This is a genomic window from Beijerinckia indica subsp. indica ATCC 9039, from assembly GCF_000019845.1.
GTDB lineage: Bacteria > Pseudomonadota > Alphaproteobacteria > Rhizobiales > Beijerinckiaceae > Beijerinckia > Beijerinckia indica.
The window spans coordinates 1327792-1344503 of the sequence record NC_010581.1 but is presented as its reverse complement, the minus strand read 5'-3'; the positions used below and the strand labels follow the sequence as shown (position 1 = coordinate 1344503).

Sequence of the window (16712 nt, the reverse complement as noted above, 5' to 3'; positions counted from 1 at the left end):
CCGCTCACCCTTGTATCTCCATCGCCTCATGTGAATTTCGCGCCTCTTGCGAATCCCGCATGGCCGCAAGTTCGCCGTCCAGTTCCCCGATCTCGGCAAGTATGCGCAACGTTTCGAGAGCTTCCGCTTCGTCGATCCGGCTCATGGCAAAACCGACATGGATCAGCACCCAAGTCCCAATGAGATCGGACAAAGGCACATCCACCTCAGCAACACAGACGGCATCAACGCTCCGCTTGACACCTGCAACATCCACCTCAACCAGGCTGTTCGCCTCGTCAAGAATGGCAGAGATCCGTCCCGGAATTCCCAAACACATTGGTCCGCCCTCTATTGTATCGTCTCGCGACCTGCGTCCGGTGCTATGCCATAGCGTTCGAGCTTGGCCCGCAAACCAACGCGGGAAAGGCCGAGTTCCTTGGCCGCGCGGCTCTTGTTCCAACGGCAACGCACGATCGTCTCCATCAGGATCTGAGCTTCGATCCGCTCGATCCTCTCCTGCAAGGGGCCGCTCTCGGGTGTGGAAAGCGTCGGGCTTTCCATGGCTTCCCCATCGGCATGACCACTCGCGCGTGCCCCCGCCACACGATGTAGAACGCCAGGCGACAGGAGATCAGCGCCGAGTAAATCGCCCTCTGTCAGCACCAGCATCCGCAAAACTTCATTCTGCAATTCCCGCACATTGCCGGGCCAGTCATAATCCATCAGGCAGGTCATGGCTTCCGCTGTAAACCCATGGACACGCCGTCCGTGGCGCGCCGACAATGTATCCAAAAGATGATCAGCCAAGACGCGTACATCCCCCGGCCGTTTACGCAAGGGCGGCATGGTCAGCGCCATAGCGGCGAGGCGAAAATAGAGATCTTCGCGGAAACGTCCGGCCCTCACTTCCTCGCGCAGGTCGCGATGCGTGGCCGAAAGGATACGGACATCGGCGCGGCGCGATTCATTGGCACCGACCGCGCGGATTTCTCCCTCTTGCAGAAAACGCAAGAGCTTGACTTGAAAGGCCGGAGAAATATCGCCGATCTCGTCGAGCAGCAAAGTGCCACCATCCGCTTCCTCGAGCAGGCCGCGCCGATTGGCATGAGCCCCCGTGAACGAACCCTTTTTATGGCCAAACAATTCAGATTCGAGAAGCGTATCCGGAATCGCCCCGCAATTGACGGCCAAAAATGGCCCGCTAGCCCTTTGACTCGCATAATGAATGGCGCGGGCCAGCAGTTCCTTGCCGGTTCCTGTCTCACCCTGGATTAGCACAGGAATATCGAACGTGGCCGCTTTCGCCGCTTGGTGACAAGTCTCGTTCAGGGGGCTGCCCTGCGTGCGAACGAGAGCTTCGAAATGATAGGTTTCGCGCACGAGCGCCCGTTCACGCACCAGGCGTTTTTCCACAGCCGGCCGGGCAAGACGCAATTCGAGCGACAAACGATCATGCTCGCGCTGCATCGCGAAAAGCTGCGTGGCATTGCGCGCGGCGAGCAGAAGCTGATCCGGATGCCAGGGCTTGGTGATATATTGATAAATGCCAGCCTCGTTGATGGCTTCGATCATATCGTCCGGGTCGGTGTAGCCGGTAACGATAATCCGCACGATATCGGGCCAGCGCTGGCGAACATCCGCCAGAAGCTTCACGCCTGTCATGCCGGGCATGCGCTGATCGCAAAAGATCGCCTGAATCCAATGCGCATTCAGGACCGCGAGCGCCGCTTCCGCGCCGTTCGCGACATGCACGTCGAATTCCTCGCGCAGGACACGGGCCATCACTTCCACCGAGCGTGGTTCATCGTCCACGACCAATATGGGTGGAAGATCGTTCATCAGAACCTATTCCGCCGCCCGTAGCAGCGCTGCGCGTGCCTCGGCCTCACCAGCCAATTCCGCGAGAAAAGCCTGTCGCTCCGCCCGCAACCAGCCAAGCCAGTCCTCCATGCCTTCACCCGAGCGCGTAGAAAGCGCGATCACCTGGGCTTTAGGCGCAATCCGCGCGACATTGGCCCGCAATGCGGCAAGGTCCAGATCGAGATGCGGCAGGAGATCGATTTTGGTCAGAAGTACCAGATCCGCGCCTTCGAAAATATCCGGATATTTGAGCGGTTTATCTTCCCCCTCGGTGACCGAGAGCAAGGTGACGCGCCGCCGCTCGCCGAGATCGAAGGCAGCCGGGCAAACGAGATTGCCGACATTCTCGACAAACAGCACCGAACCCATATTCAGGGGCAAATGCGCCATGGCATGGCCGACCATATGGGCATCGAGATGGCACCCCTTGCCGGTATTGACTTGAATGGCCGGCGCGCCGGTTGCCCGGATTCGCTCGGCATCATGGCTGGTCTGCTGATCACCCTCGATCACCGCCGCCGGGATCTGGCTTTTAAGGCGCCGCAAAGTTTCGACCAGCAATGTAGTCTTACCTGCGCCCGGTCCCGCTAGAAGGTTGAGCGCCAAAACACCATCCTGGCGCAGCCGCGCGCGATTTCCCGCGGCGAGACCATCATTCTTCGAGAGTATGCCTTGCTCGATCTCGATCATCCGCGCCTGGGAGAGGCCTGGAGCATGCGAACGCGCCGGGCCCGCGCCATAATCCAGGGCCCCATCGGCATGGGTGTGATCATGAGATTCTGGAGGCGCATGATCATGATCATGAGAATGATCATGTGTATGGCCATGATGGTGATGAGCATGATGGTCATGATCGTGGTCATGATGATGACCGGCTTCGCCCTCGATCCTGACCTCGCCGGTGCCACAGCCGCAAGTCGTGCACATCAGATGACCTCCAAATCCTTGATCATGACATCCGTGCCCGCGGTCGGATGCAGGCGAGTTCCACCGCAACGCGGGCATGGGTCCAGGCGATCCATTAAAGGCACGGTCTCGCTGCAATCGAAGCACCAGGCGGCGCCGGGCTCTTCCAGAAGCTCAAGCTCGGCACCTTCGACCAGCGTGCCACGCGCCACGACATCAAAACTAAAGCGCAAAGCCTCGGTCTCAACACCCGCGAAACGCCCGACTGTCAGCCGTACCCGCCGCACCTGACTGAAATGATGAGTCCGCACATTGTCCATGATCGTCTCGATCACGCTTTCGCAAAGGGAAAGTTCATGCATCTCTCTCAAGCCTCGGCCAAGGTGACTGGGACACAAGGATTAATCGAGGTGAGCACCAGCCTCGCCAGGGGCCTTTGTAGCGGCCCGGTCGGCAAGGTTGCAAGCATGGATGCGAGGAGCCCTCCCGGCATGACATTCCAGAAGGTCGGCGACAGGATCCTATAAGCGGTGATCCGCCCCCTCACCACTTCCGCTTGATGGACTAGAATGCCGCGCGCCGCGCGCGCCAGACCGATACAACCACCCATCGGACGCGGCATCGGTGGCGTTCCCCCTGCCGTGCCTTCGGGATCAAGGCAGACCAAGAGATCCAGCAAACGCGCCAGGACCCGCGCGAACAAACTCCGTCCCTCGCGGCGCAGCACAAGGTCAAGCAACGGACTTTCCGCGTGATCTGCGAGGATCGTCGCCTCACGCGGCTCCGGCTGGCAATCGGGTACCAAAGCCGTCTCTATATCGGCTGTGCCGACCGATGGCAGAATGGTCCGCCCCCATTCAGGCGCGATTTCGTCGCGGATCCAGGAGAGGACCCGCGTCACGATCGGCGCGTTTGGGTCACGCGCCTGCTCCAACCAGTCGTCTAAGTCTTGCTCGTTGAAGGCGCTCATATCGGCCGCGGTTCCGGTCAATGCCTGCCGCATGGCACTTGGGTCGCCGCCTCCCCTATCAGCCCGCAAAAGCGCGACAAGCTGATCGCGGGCCGGTGGCAAGCCGAGATGAGGCGGAAGGTCCAGCAACAGAGCCATGGCATGATCGCGCAGAATTTCCCGACGCATCGCATCGGAGAGAGCAACACGGGGTTCGGCAAGGCCCAGGGCGACGGAAGCAGCTTCCGCATGGGCGGCGCCGCACAGGCTGAACAAAGTCGAAACACGCTGAACGGCTTCATCCGGCCTCAAGCCAAGACAGAGACGCGCTGGATCAGCCGCTCGCGTCAGCTCGATACGCCAAAGCCTATCGCTTGTTCCATAAGCGAGAGAAAGTGACCCGATCATCGTGTCTCGTCGCCATGATCACCGGCGCGTGGTCCAAACAACAGGCTACGCCGATCAGGCCTGAAAGGCTCCTTCTCTTCTTTTGCCACTGGCTCCGGCTCGGACGCTTCCTTGCGTGGAGGGCACAAAGAGGCATCAAACAAAGCCGTCAGAACCGCCTCGGCTGTCTCGATCGCCTGCGGCATGGTCGTGAAATCGGACATGGGCGAGAAGAGCGAACAGGCTTTATAAGGCGTCAGTTCCAACCCGGCTTTGCTGTTTCCCGTTTGACCGTTTCCGCTTGAACCTTTTCCACTCGGGCCTTGGCGATTGACGAAAGTGAATTCATAGACACCGGAGGGGAAGGCAATCAATTCCTTGCCGCCGGATGTCAGCACCGACCAATCCTCGTGAGGTCCCGGCGCGAGAACGAGATTCATGAACCAGGGCGTGATCAAGACACCCAGCATCTGCCCCTCATGGGCGCGAAACCCCACGGCCTTGATACCGAGAGCATCGTTGAGGAACGGCAGGCCACGCATCTGCCCCGCATGGATTTCGCGAAACAGGGCTTCCATCCGAGCCGGCCAGTCCCGCAGCAATGCCATTATGGGATCGATTGCTTCTGCGTCTGTTTCCAGTGCCAGAGGATCGGCAGGGGCCCTGCCGGCCGAGACCACCATGAATTGGTCACGCGCACCATCACAGACCGGGCAGCGCCAATGATCGGGCAGATCCTTGAAGGCGGTCCCCGGCGGCACTTGCCATGTCTCACAGCCCTGCGCCGGATCATAGACATGCCAGCAGATCTTGCATTCGAGCACAGCATCCGCCGGCAAGCGGCTGGCGTCGCCAAGATAAGACCCTTCAAACCTTTGCAAGGCGCTGCTATTCGTTCCGCTCATGGCGCAGACCCGGCTTGAGCGGCCTCCTGCTCGAGCGCTTCACAAATCTCCGCGAGACGCTGAGCGGAGTCCTGGATATCTTCCGGCGCGGCGCAGGCGACCTCGGGCACATCGACAACCTCGATCATATCGAGGATCAATGTATCCATCGAGTTGTAATAACGGACCCGCCAGACATGCGGTGTCGCTGTCGCCTCGATCCGGCAATTGCCATAGCCGCGCGAGAGGATTGTCACACGCCCCTGCCCCAGCACATGATCGATGAAGGCGAGATCTTCCGGTGTATGCGGCAGCAATGTGAGATTGATACTATGCGACACAGCACCGGGGCGCCAGGCAGCGCTGTGCTCAAGTAATTCCGTGAGGATCGCTGGCGCATTCACGATGCCCGAAGGCGGCGTCAACGCCGCAAGATCCATCGTGCGAGCAGCCGGAAAGGCGCGGGAGAGGACCGAGCGCGGGAAAGCCGCGATCTCGACTTGCTCGCGCAGGGATTCCGTGTCCGAGGCCGGCAAGGCCCGCAGGCACCAGAGGCCGGCAAAGACGGTTTCCTGGACTTCGATCCGCCCGGTAGGATCCTCGAGCAAGACCGAGACTTCGCCTTCGCCGAGCGCGTCATTCACCATCAGACGGCAAGCCGCGTCGAGCGTCTCCAATTTATGAATGTTGGAATGACCCTGCGTCCATTGCGTGGCAGCCTCGCGTAATTCGCCAAGAAAGGCGATGGCCTGACGCGCTGCCAAGGGATCAACGATTTCCGGCAGATGAGGAGAATAAGTCGTCACGCCGGAAGGCATGGCGAGATATTGCAGCCCATCCTCGTCCGTCTGCGGCTGCGAGCCCGGACCGAAACCGATGGGAGGCATGGTGAAGGGAGCAGGCATCAAAAAACCTCAATGGGCAACAGCGAGCGGCGCGAGAATAGCTTTGAAACGGGCCAGATAATCGGCCCAGTCGCGCATCCGGGCGATGACACCAATCGGCGTTTGGCCATCCATCACGATCAAAGCCGGCAGACTGAGGCCATCGATAGCGGCACCAAGACGCGCCTCGAGCGCCGATCCGGCGACAGCCCCTTCGATATTGACCCCTTCCGGCAGCAGCTTCCGGCAGACTTGCAATAAATCAGGCAGAACGGCTGCAATATCAGGTGTTTCCAGATGCTGGCGTTCATGGCTCGGCAAAAACAGGAGCCTCAAGCCAGCGGGCGGCAAGTCTGTTTCCACCAGGGGCATGCGATGCTCTTCCACCAATCGGCGCACCAGGGGATAAGTCTCTAAAATCGACATCAACCTTCCTCCAGGCCGGCGGCGCGGGCCGCCTCAAGATGGGGCGGCAATTGCGGCTCCCGGTCCATGAGATCGGCGAAACCATCCTGCAAGAGATCCACCGTCGCCTCGCCAGAAGCGGGAGAAAGCGCCGCCAGGGCCCCGAGCGCCGCTCGGATCTGCGCCGCCTCTTCGGGGTCGAGCACACGGCGGGCAAGACCGAGAAAGACCAGAACGTCCTCCCCGACCTTCGCCTCGGACAGCAAGGCGAGATCCACTTGCTCTTCCCGCCCTTCCGCGACGCAGAGCGCGGTTTCACCCGCCAAGCTGACGATCCGCATGGGAATGCCAATGCACATACGCTCTCAGCCCTTCAACCGCGCGAGCAGCCTGTCATCGCCGTGGCGACACGCCATCTCGGCATCCGGCCGCTCCGTTTCGTAAGGCGTCCGCGCCACAGCCGGAGCCATGAAACGCTCGCCTTGACTCGGTTCGACCGTCTTGCTCAGGGTCTCAAGCCCATAATCGTCGCGCAAGCACTCCAAGACACGTCGCGCGACGGGTTCCACCTGCGCCGCAACCTCCGGCGTCAGGCCACCGCCATAATCGTCCAGGGTGACCGGCTGCACGCCGATCAGCGACAGGCGACGAGGCGCGCAGCCACGCAAATCCAAGAGCGCCAACACTTCTTGAAAGCCGGTCTGATGCAGGCTCATTTTCCGTGCGCCGATGGTCGCCGGCACATCGTCACCCTGCACTTCATGCAGCGTCGCGGGCGGCAGGCCGAAATCGATCGCATCGACGATCACCAGTCCCTCCAGATTTTCGAGATAGGAGAGAAGAAACAGCCCCTGCGTACCGCCATCCATCAGCCGCACTTTGGCCGGGAAGGTGTAATTCTCCGCCAGATATTCCACGACACGGACACCAAATCCCTCATCGGCCCAAAGAATATTGCCAATGCCCAGAACGAGGATCGTGGCCTCGTTCTGTTCGTCTCCTGTTAGCGGTTCTGTATTCATGGAAAGGTCGATTCCAGCCGGAAGAAGGCGTCATCCGATTATTTCTGGGGAATAGATCCACAACAAAGGTCAAGATTCATGCCAGACCGAAGCAAATCTGGTTAGATGCTTTCCAGACAAAGCAAAACGCGCCCCAGGCAAAAGGCTGGAGCGCGCAAAATTTGAAATAAAACTATACAGGGTGCGAAAAAATTGGAAAGCTTCTTTCCAGTGAGGCTCCGTTAATCACGAGCATCATCACGAAAGCTACGATATCCGTTAATCATGGCGGAAATCAGAGTCTGGCGGGAGGTAATATCCTCCCGTGTGACAGTGTAGACGTGAAACATGATGAAGAGCAGGATCACCCACATTCCGATGTGATGCCAGAAATGTGTCGCGAGATTGCCGCCCAACAAAGGCATGATCCAGCCAAACAGCCGGCCTTCCCAGCTATCAATCCCAGTCCCGTCGGAATAAAGCGCAAAGCCTGTGGCGAGCATGAACAGACCCGCCAGTGTAAAACAGAAAAACAGCGAGAAGCGCGCCAGCGCATTATGCCCGACCACTTTCCGCGCATGTTTCTTGATGAAGGCATAGACAAGCATCTCATCAAAGAGCTCACGCCAATAAGCGAGGCTCCAGAACGGGATGTAGAACAATTCGCGGGAATAGACATTGCCGAAAAAGGCCCAGATCACCCGGCCGGTAAAGCCAACCGCAAAGATCCAGGCCGCCGCGAAATGCAGATAGCGGATCCAGCCCATCTGGAAATGGGCCGAGGCCTCCCCCGCCAAGGTCGAAGGCGGCGAGCCGATCAGATAGCCGGTAATCGCCAGGACAACGATCGAGGCGGCATTGATCCAATGCCACAACCGCACAGGCGCTTCATAGACATAGACGGCCGTGAGCCGCCGCGCCCGCAAAGGCGCCGCCTTCAATCCTTCCAGATTGGTGCCGGCGAGATCGTCATCATGGAGAATGCGCGCCGGTTTTAATGCAGCCATCGTGATTTCCTCAGCGGATTGTGACACGGGCGAGTTCTTCGCCGTCCGGCGCCATCACATGGGTCGCACAAGCCATGCAAGGGTCAAAGGAATGCAGCGTCCGCAGGATTTCCACGGGCTGTTCCGGATTGACCATCGGAGTGCCAAGCAGCGACGCTTCGAAAGCACCAATATTGCCCTTGGCATCACGCGGCCCACTGTTCCAGGTGGAAGGCACGACGCATTGATAATTCTCGATCCGGCCATCGCGGATCTTGATCCAATGCCCCAGCCCACCGCGCGGTGCCGCTACGAGGCCAACGCCCTTGGCTTCCTTCGGCCAGGTTGAAGGGTCCCATTTGGCGACATTGGCGGTCGCAAGATCGCCATTGCGGATATTGGCGATCAGCGCATCATAATCGTCGATCATCATTTGCGCGCAATAATGCGCCTCGAGCGCGCGGGCGAGCGTGCGGCCGATTGTAGTCGGCAACGCCTGACGCGCGGTCAGATTGGTGCCAGCCAGATGGTTGAACTGGCTCAACGCGTCATCGACCTGCGCCTTCACATAGGGAACATTCTTGGCGTAGGCGATAATGTAACGCGAAAGCGGGCCGACTTCACAGGCATTGCCACGCCAGCGAGGTGATTTGACCCAGGAATATTTCGCGTTTTCGTCGATTTCCTGAATGTTGGTGCGAGTGCCCTTGGTGCCAGCACCAAGTTCGAAATGAGAGTCCGTCACACCATCCCAGGGATGCAAGCCGACATTTTCGCGGCCACCGCCGTAAGTGTACCAGCTATGGGTGACAAATTCCTGCACCTGCTCTGGATCACGCGCATCAACCGGATGGATTTCATCCCAATTGCCGCCGAGGATCACGCCACCAGGCAGACGGTCAGTGGATTTATCCTCCTGCGAAGTCGGATAATCACCATAATCCAGAACATTGGTCGCAGAGAGGCCGCCGCCATAGAGCCAGCCCTTGTAGAAACTGGCGATGGCGATGACATCCGGCACATACACATTCTTGGAAAATTCGAAAGCTTCATCAATCTTCTGTTTGACGAAATTCAAGCGTTCCATGTTCAGCGGCGCACCGGCCGCCATATCGCCTTCCATATTGATAGCGCAAGGCACACCGCCGACGAGATAGTTCGGATGCGGATTCTTGCCCCCGAAGATCGTATGGATCTTGACGATTTCCTTCTGGAAATCGAGCGCTTCCAGATAATGGGTCACGGCCATCAGATCAGCTTCGGGCGGCAAGAGATAGGCCTTGCTGTCCCAATAGCCATTCTTGAAAATGCCGAGTTGCCCGCTTTCGACGAATTTCTTCAGCCGGTTCTGCACGTCGCGGAAATAACCGGGCGAGGAAAGCGGATGATTGGGCGAAACCGCCTGTTGCAATGCCGAAGTCGCGCGCGGATCAGCCTTCAAGGCATTGACGGGATTAACCCAGTCGAGCGCATGCAAATGGTAGAAATGCACGACATGATCATGCCAGGCCAAAACTTTGGACATGATCTGGCGGATCAGGAATGCATTATAGGGAATACGGATATCCAGCGCATCCTCGACGGCGCGGACGGAAGCCAAGGCATGGCAACCGGTGCACACGCCACAGATCCGCTCCACGAAAGCCCAGGCATCACGCGGATCGCGGCCCTTCAAAATGACTTCCAGGCCGCGCCACATCGTACCAGTCGAAACGGCATTGCGGATGATATTATCCGCATCCACATTGACCTCGCACCGCATATGGCCTTCGATGCGGGTCAAGGGATCGACGACAATGCGCCTGCCGGAATTGTCCAGGGTAAACCCGTTCGGCGTCTGCACATTCATTAAACGTCATCCCCTTTGTAACGCGCGCGCTGCAAGGCGCTGATGGCTGCATGGACCGCGAGACCCGTGCCGACGGCGGCGGCGGCGGTCAAGCCGATACGATCGGCGCTCGCCTCGATGCCGAACCCGCTGACATCCTTCAGACGGGCATACCAGGAACCCTTGTCCCAGAAACCATCCTCGGAGCAACCGATACAACCATGGCCGGACTGAATCGGAAAGGATACGCCATCATTCCAACGCGTGGTGGAACAGGCATTATAGGTCGTTGGTCCCTTGCAGCCGACCTTGTAGAGGCAATGTCCCTTGCGCGCGCCTTCATCGTCAAAGGCCTCGACATATTGCCCGGCATCGAAATGCGGCCGGCGATAGCATTTGTCATGGATGCGCTGTGAGTAGAACATTTTCGGCCGGCCCTGCCGATCGAGCTCCGGTATCCGATCGAAGGTCAGCATATAAGTGATGACACCGGTCATGACTTCAGCAATCGGCGGACAGCCCGGCACTTTTATGATGGGCTTGTCGAGAACGACTTTATGCACCGGCGTTGCCTGCGTCGGATTGGGAGCCGCCGCCTGGACACAGCCATAGGAGGCGCAAGAGCCCCAGGAAATGATCGCCTTCGCGTCCTTGGCGACGCGGCGCAATTGTTCCACGAAGGGACGACCACCGATGATGCAATACATGCCGTCTTCATTCAGTGGCGGATTGCCTTCGACGGCAAGAATGTAATTGCCTTTATATTTCTCGGTGACTTCATCGAGAATGGCTTCCGCCTGATGACCGGCCGACGCCATCAGCGTGTCATCATAATCGAGTGAAATCATCGACAGGACGACATCCTTGACGAGCGGATGCGCGGAACGGATGAAGCTTTCTGAACAGCAGGTGCATTCCAAGCCATGCAGCCACAAAACCGGCGTGCGCGGTTTCGTTTCCATCGCATGGGCGATTTGCGGAATATAATCGGGACCCAAACCCAGGGCCGCCGCTGTCAGAGAACAATATTTGATGAAAGACCGGCGCGTGATGCCCTGTCTGCGCATCACCTCATAGAACGTTTCGAGCGCAGCCATTGATGGCGCTCCCCTTTCCAAAAACACAGATCCTGACAGGCCGTGGCCGACCCGACTGCTGTCGGTTCAACCGTCGCCCATCCGACCGCACAATATCGAGATCCGGAGTGAATAAGATGATCAACGATCATGCCATATAAAATTATTATGTATTTCCAATTATTTAATGGCAATTTGTTCATGCAGACGCGCCAAGGCGAAAGACAATCCGACCGCAAAGTGGAAAGTGCGTAACCAGGGCCCTGGCGGAAACGAGCTGACTTCTCTAATAATACCAAAGGTCGTAAAGAACGACCTTTGGTTCCTTTCTTGAATTTTCGCTTTTTTTCAAAGCGAGAGCGAAAATTCAAGAATGGTCAAACGGTCATTTATTATGACCGTTTGTATAAGGTGGGACTTTCCCGATCAATAGCCCTCCCTATCAAGGAGGCGCGCCAGGAAACCGTCTGCCGCTGTGCGGAAACGGTGCTTATAGCCCCGCTCGTTAATCGGACCTATGAATGATGCTATAAGTCTTTATAAATGCGCCAAATTTATCCTAACGCGGAAGCGCGTTTTTGAGGTTTTGGGTATGATCGAAATCGTTCCCGTTGCGGGGTTGTCGCGCTTCTTGACATTTTGTCGGCTGCCACGGCTTCTCTATAAGAATATGCCGGGTTACGCCGCGCCACTCGATGTGGAACGCTGGACGCTCTACGGAAAACGGTTCAATCCCCATTTCAAGCTGGTCGAGTCGCAAAGCTGGCTCGCACGGCGGGACGGCCAATGGGTCGGACGCATTTACGCGCATGTCTATCATGAGAACTTTACGCCCCGGCAAGCCTCGCGCGGACAGTTCGGCTGTCTCGATGCTATCCAGGACCAAGCCGTTGTCGATGCTCTGCTCACGACTGCGGAAAACTGGCTGCGGCAACGCGGCATGACCAAAGTGCATGGACCCTTCTCACCTTCGATCAATGGTGAATGCGGCCTTTTGATCAAAGGCTTCGAGCTGACACCGACCTTCATGGTGCCCTGGCACCCGTCCTACCTTCAGACCCTCGTCGAAGCTCGGAATTACACAAAGGCGAAGGATCTGGTTTCTTATTGTTATGAAACGCAGTCGCTCGCCGATATTGACAAAAGTGTGAGCGATCATCCCGACTGGCGCGACAGGCTGCGTATTCGCGCCCTCGACGCCAAAAACATCAAATCCGAGATCGCGATCTTCGTCGATATTTTCAACGACGCCTGGGCCGAGAATTGGGGTTTTGTGCCCCTGACACTCGAAGAATTGATGGCACATGCGACGGCATTGAAACATATCATCCCGCCGGAAGGCGGCTATGTGATCGAGCTCGACGGCAAGCCACAAGCCTTCGGGATGATCCTGTTCAATCTTTATGAACTCGTCGAAAATTTCGACGGAAAATTATTGCCTTTCAATTTTCTCAAGCTCATCGACCGTGTGCGCCATCACACATTCAAAACCTCGAGAACCACCTTGTTCGGGATGCGCCGCGCGCTGCATCGCAAGGCTACAGGTGGCGCAGTCATGCTCGCCTTCCTCGAAGAGATCCGTAAACGCGGGAAGGCGACCAAGCTCGAACAGGTCGAATGCGGCTGGGTGCTCGAGGACAATCGCCCGATGCGCCGCATGATCGAAATGATCGGCGGCGAGGTCGGCAAGATCCATAGGATCTATGAGAAAGATCTTTGAAACCGCGCGGACACGCGTTGCCGTTTAATCTGCCTCCATTAGTCGGATGGAGGCGATCACCGCCTGCCCAAGAGCAAGGCCGCCATCATTGGCGGGAGCGCGAAGCGGAGCCAGGACGCCAAGGCCTGCGGCTCTCACATGGGCTGTTAGCGCCTCGAATAACAATGCATTCTGCATGACCCCGCCGGCCAGAACGATCTGCCCGATCCCCTGCCGTCGCGCCTCGTCCACAGCCACTTGCGCAAAAATGGCCGCGAGACCGGCATGAAAACCCGCTGCGATCATCAAAGGCGCCTCACCCGCTCCAAGCCGATGCAAGGCGGCAGCCCACATCGGCTCGGGATCGATTTCCTTAAGGCCATCGACCTCAGTGACAAGGAAGGGAAGGTTTGAGGCTTCGCCCGAAGCTTGACGCGCGAGTGCTTCCAGAGTCATCGCCGCTTCGGCTTCGAAAGTCTGTATTTCCGGCGCGACGCCCAGCAAGGCCGCCATGGCATCGAACAATCGCCCTGCGGAGCTGGCGAGCGGCGCATTGAAACCAGCCTTGATCATCGCGCGCAAGGCCGAGATTTTGCGATCTGCCAGCACTGGACCTCGCCCGGCGGCGTGCAGGCGGCTCATACTTTCCTGGGGACCGAAAGCGGCATCCAACGAAGCGAGGAGATTGCGCCACGGCTCAAGGCTGGCGCGATCACTGCCCGGCATGGGCGCGGGGCGCAGACGGGCGAGCCGGCGGCTTCGCGCATAATCACAGAGCAGTATTTCCGCTCCCCAGATCGTGCCATCGTCGCCGAAGCCCAAACCATCGAGCACGATGCCGATCACTGGCCCGGCGCTTCGCGGCAGACCATGATCCGCCATGACGGCGGCGACATGAGCATGGTGATGCTGAACCGCGATCAAGGGCAAGGAACGATCATGCGCCAGTCTGCGCCCAAGATCGGCTGAGCGATAATCTGGATGCAGATCGATCGCGATCGCCGCCAGCCGATGCGTAAACAGGGCGCTATAGTCTGTGATCGCCGCATCCATCGTGGCTGCGCTGTCAGGATCGTTGAAATCACCAAGATGATGCGACAGCAAAGCGCGCCCGCCTTGGATCAGGCAGAATGCTGATTTGAGATCAGCGCCCAGGGCCAAAATGGGCGGCGCCTTCAAAAAATCTTCCGCGAGTAGAAAGGGTTCTGGAGCGAGACCGCGCCCACGCCGCAGGACACGCTTTGCCCCCGCACTCACCATGACAACGCTATCATCAAGGCGGCGCGCGATGGGCCGGTCATGCATCAGCCAGCCATCGGCAATCTCCGCCAGATCGCGCAAGGCCACATCATCCTCGAAAACCTGCGGGGCTCCAGAGCGATTGCCACTGCTCATGACGAGCGGAAAAGCCAGGGCGTCCAGCAACAGATGATGCAAAGGCGTATAGGGAAGCAGGACGCCCAGCCGATCGAGGCCGGGAGAAAGAGAAGGTGCAAGAGAAGGCGCGAGAGAGCTATCGTCCTGCCGGTTCACCAGGACGATGGGCGCAGAAGGATCAACGAGAGCCTGCCTTTCTTCCTGCGTCAGCGCACAATAGCGGGCGGCGGTGGCGAGATCACGCATCATCACAGCCAGCGGCTTGGTCGGGCGATGCTTGCGCGCGCGCAAAAGCTGCACGCTATCCTCCCGCGTGGCATCGCAGGCAAGGTGATAACCGCCGATCCCTTTCAGCGCGAGAATACCGCCACACCGCAACAGGGCAAGAGCCACCTCGAAAGCCTGATTACCAACATAATCTTGGCCGTCGCCTCCGACAAAATGCAGACGCGGGCCACAATCAGGACAAGCAATGGGCTCGGCATGAAAACGGCGGTCGGCGGGATTCTCATAGTCAGCACGGCACGCAAGACAAAGCGAGAAAGACGCCATGGTCGTATGCGCACGATCATAAGGCAGGCCAGAAAGAATGGAAAAACGGGGGCCACAATCCGTGCAATTGGTGAAGGCATAATGATAACGCCGGGCCCCTGGATCAAAGATTTCGGCACAACAGGCAGGACATGTCGCAAGATCAGGAACAATCCCAGCCGTTACCTCGCCGGGTCCGCTCGGAGCGATGGAGAAATCCATATAGTTCGAGGGAGAACCTTGGATCCGCGTCACGCCCTCAACGCGTGCGCGGGGCGGAGCTTCCACGCGCAGCGCTTCAGCCAAAGCATCGCGCTTGTCGAGCGGCCCGCAAACCACAATTTCAACCGCATTGCCGCAGTTACGGACTGTACCGGAAAGGCCAAGCCTTTGCGCGAGACGCCAGACGAAGGGGCGAAAACCAACCCCCTGCACCAATCCCGTGACAGATAAAATTTCGGTCTCAATTGTCTCCATCAGACGGGCTCAATGCACCGTGCAAGCCATGCAGGGATCAAACGAGCGCACGATATGCTGCACGGAAACTGGCGTGGTCTCGCCGGACTGAACGGGCGCACCGATCAAGGCACGTTCCAAGGGACCGGGCAGGCCTCGCGCGTCGCGCGGCGAGAAATTCCAGGTCGTAGGCGCAATGATCTGATAACCAGCGATCCGCCCGTTTTCGACCCGCAGCCAATGGCCCAAGGCGCCGCGTGCAGCTTCCGTCAAGCCGACCGCGCGTCCCGTACCGATCGTCCCGGCAGGAACACACCAGGGCGCGCCGGGCTCCAACGCTTTGGTCCATGTTTCCATCTGGATCAGGACACGCGCCACTTCCAAAAGCCGCGCAATGACACGGCTGAAGACATTACCCCCCGCGCGGGCCACCAAGGCGCGCACAAGAGGCTGGCCATCCATCACCTGTCGCGCCAAGGCTCCGGTTTCACAAGGCTCGTTCGACAAACGCGGAGCCTTGCACCAGCTATAGCCTTGTTCATCCGCGCCATCCGGTGAGGTCGATCCCATAAAGGGGGGATGCATGAGGCCACGGTTTTCCATTCGCGCATAGGTGTGATCCTCCGCTATGGCCTCGAGATCAAGCGGATGCTCCAATCCATGCGCGAAGAGGCCCGAAGGATAGAGCGGTGCGCCGTCCGCACCGCCACCAGGATAGGCGCCGTAACAGAGGAAACGATCATAGGCGCGCCCGAGTGTTTCGAGATGGAGATCGGCCGCGATCTCCAGAAACAGGCGGAAATCCCCTTCCGGCCCATGCATACGCCAGGCAGAAAGTTCTTCGGGGTCGGCAAGTGCCGCAACGCGCTCCAGAGCCGTGCCAAACAAACGCTCTTCCAAGGCGGCGCGGACCCCTGAAAGAATGGCCAGGAGCTTGATTTTGTCACGCGCATCAACCCCGCGAGAAAAACCGCCAGGCTGGATCGCCAATGTATGCGGCCAATGTCCGGCGATCAGCCCCATGACATGCAAAAGCAACGCGCGGGTCTGCATCATCGGCCGCACGGATGCCCCACGCAAGGCGGCGAAACGGGCCTCGGCGCGGTCGAACCAGGGCCGGTCGCGATAGGGTCCCCGCGCGAAATCAGGCATGAAGAACAAATGAAAATGCGTCAGATGATCGGCCAGATTTTCGGTGGCAAGAGTGATATTGGCGGCGATCTGCCCATTGCGCGCGGGCGCGATCCCCATAACTCCCGCCAAGGCCAAGGCCGCCGCATGCGATTGCGAGACCGAACATATGCCGCAGATACGTGGTGCAATCACCAAGGCATCGCTCGGGTCGCGTCCTTCGAGGATGCGCTCGAAGCCCCGGAACAATGTGGCATTGACGAAAGCGGCTGTCACAACGCCATCTTCCATCTCCAGCCGCACTTCGAGATCACCCTCGACACGGTTGAACGGTCCCACAATCAGGCGCGTCGCTGCCTCGCTCATACTC

At 58.7% G+C, this 16712-nt stretch carries 16 protein-coding genes; 1 reads left to right on the top strand and 15 read right to left on the bottom strand.

The annotated features are described in order from the left end of the window. Positions 1-4 precede the first annotated feature (4 nt). From BIND_RS05900 to BIND_RS05840, 13 genes are all read right to left on the bottom strand, one after another. The gene (locus BIND_RS05900) at positions 5-319 is read right to left on the bottom strand and encodes a HypC/HybG/HupF family hydrogenase formation chaperone (protein WP_012384161.1); all 315 of its coding nucleotides are present in this window, start codon (positions 317-319) and stop codon (positions 5-7) included. 11 nt (positions 320-330) lie between these two features. Further along, complete coding sequence (locus tag BIND_RS05895; RefSeq protein ID WP_012384160.1) at positions 331-1821, bottom strand: sigma-54-dependent transcriptional regulator; 1491 nt, start codon at positions 1819-1821, stop codon at positions 331-333. A 6-nt stretch (positions 1822-1827) separates the two neighbouring features. Then, entirely contained in the window at positions 1828-2769 is a 942-nt protein-coding gene (gene hypB, locus BIND_RS05890) for a hydrogenase nickel incorporation protein HypB (RefSeq protein ID WP_012384159.1), read from the bottom strand. Further along, on the bottom strand, positions 2769-3110 hold the full coding sequence (gene hypA / locus BIND_RS05885) for a hydrogenase maturation nickel metallochaperone HypA (protein ID WP_012384158.1): 342 nt from the start codon (positions 3108-3110) through the stop codon (positions 2769-2771). Before hypA ends, hypB begins: the two co-directional genes overlap by 1 nt. A 5-nt stretch (positions 3111-3115) precedes the next feature. Then, positions 3116-4105: a hydrogenase expression/formation protein HupK gene (locus BIND_RS05880; RefSeq protein ID WP_012384157.1), complete on the bottom strand. Its 990-nt coding sequence runs from the start codon at positions 4103-4105 to the stop codon at positions 3116-3118. Beyond that, complete coding sequence (gene hybE, locus BIND_RS05875; RefSeq protein WP_012384156.1) at positions 4102-4989, bottom strand: [NiFe]-hydrogenase assembly chaperone HybE; 888 nt, start codon at positions 4987-4989, stop codon at positions 4102-4104. Before hybE ends, BIND_RS05880 begins: the two co-directional genes overlap by 4 nt. Next, positions 4986-5873 (bottom strand): hydrogenase expression/formation protein, encoded by an 888-nt coding sequence (locus tag BIND_RS05870; RefSeq protein WP_012384155.1) that lies wholly within the window; start codon positions 5871-5873, stop codon positions 4986-4988. Before BIND_RS05870 ends, hybE begins: the two co-directional genes overlap by 4 nt. A 9-nt stretch (positions 5874-5882) precedes the next feature. Beyond that, positions 5883-6278, bottom strand: coding sequence for a thioredoxin domain-containing protein (locus BIND_RS05865; protein WP_012384154.1), 396 nt, complete (start codon positions 6276-6278; stop codon positions 5883-5885). Further along, on the bottom strand, positions 6278-6616 hold the full coding sequence (locus BIND_RS05860; RefSeq protein WP_012384153.1) for a HypC/HybG/HupF family hydrogenase formation chaperone: 339 nt from the start codon (positions 6614-6616) through the stop codon (positions 6278-6280). Before BIND_RS05860 ends, BIND_RS05865 begins: the two co-directional genes overlap by 1 nt. A gap of 6 nt (positions 6617-6622) precedes the next feature. Next, entirely contained in the window at positions 6623-7279 is a 657-nt protein-coding gene (locus tag BIND_RS05855; protein ID WP_012384152.1) for a HyaD/HybD family hydrogenase maturation endopeptidase, read from the bottom strand. Between the two features lie 221 nt (positions 7280-7500). Further along, entirely contained in the window at positions 7501-8265 is a 765-nt protein-coding gene (cybH, locus tag BIND_RS05850) for a Ni/Fe-hydrogenase, b-type cytochrome subunit (protein ID WP_012384151.1), read from the bottom strand. Between the two features lie 10 nt (positions 8266-8275). Then, positions 8276-10093: a nickel-dependent hydrogenase large subunit gene (locus BIND_RS05845; RefSeq protein WP_012384150.1), complete on the bottom strand. Its 1818-nt coding sequence runs from the start codon at positions 10091-10093 to the stop codon at positions 8276-8278. Next, on the bottom strand, positions 10093-11169 hold the full coding sequence (locus BIND_RS05840; protein WP_012384149.1) for a hydrogenase small subunit: 1077 nt from the start codon (positions 11167-11169) through the stop codon (positions 10093-10095). The genes BIND_RS05845 and BIND_RS05840 overlap by 1 nt, the downstream gene beginning before the upstream one ends. A 571-nt stretch (positions 11170-11740) precedes the next feature. On the opposite strand from BIND_RS05840, the gene BIND_RS05835 reads away from it, so the two are divergent. Beyond that, a complete protein-coding gene (locus BIND_RS05835) occupies positions 11741-12868 on the top strand; it encodes a hypothetical protein (RefSeq protein ID WP_012384148.1) in 1128 nt (375 codons plus the stop codon). Positions 12869-12892: 24 nt separating this feature from the next. On the opposite strand, the gene hypF is transcribed toward BIND_RS05835, so the two are convergent. Continuing rightward, on the bottom strand, positions 12893-15232 hold the full coding sequence (gene hypF / locus BIND_RS05830) for a carbamoyltransferase HypF (RefSeq protein WP_012384147.1): 2340 nt from the start codon (positions 15230-15232) through the stop codon (positions 12893-12895). Between the two features lie 9 nt (positions 15233-15241). Continuing rightward, on the bottom strand, positions 15242-16708 hold the full coding sequence (locus BIND_RS05825; protein ID WP_012384146.1) for a nickel-dependent hydrogenase large subunit: 1467 nt from the start codon (positions 16706-16708) through the stop codon (positions 15242-15244). Positions 16709-16712 lie beyond the last annotated feature (4 nt).